The following is a 319-nucleotide window of genomic DNA, read 5'->3' on the forward strand; positions in this document are numbered from 1 at the left end:
ATTCGAACCCCCGCGCGACTCTCGCCGCCTGTCGGTTTTCAAGACCGATCCCTTCAGCCGAACTTGGGTATACCTCCATGAAGGAAAAAATAAATATTTTATTATTATATGTCTAAGCCATTAAAGAAAAAATGGAGGAGGTAGAGGGATTCGAACCCCCGCGCGATTCTCACCGCCTGTCGGTTTTCAAGACCGATCCCTTCAGCCGAACTTGGGTATACCTCCGAGACATATATTAAATAAAGTGGAGCCTAGCGGGATCGAACCGCTGACCTCCTGCGTGCAAGGCAGGCGCTCTCCCAGCTGAGCTAAGGCCCCA

At 50.8% G+C, this 319-nt stretch carries 2 tRNA genes; both read right to left on the reverse strand.

Annotated elements, in window-relative coordinates:
• Positions 1-132 precede the first annotated feature (132 nt).
• Positions 133-225 (reverse strand) — tRNA-Ser (locus tag ACS2QP_RS27525).
• 20 nt (positions 226-245) lie between these two features.
• Positions 246-318 (reverse strand) — tRNA-Ala (locus tag ACS2QP_RS27530).
• Between the last annotated feature and the right edge of the window lies 1 nt (position 319).

The organism is Bacillus cereus group sp. Bce019, from assembly GCF_051781745.1.
GTDB lineage: Bacteria > Bacillota > Bacilli > Bacillales > Bacillaceae_G > Bacillus_A > Bacillus_A cereus.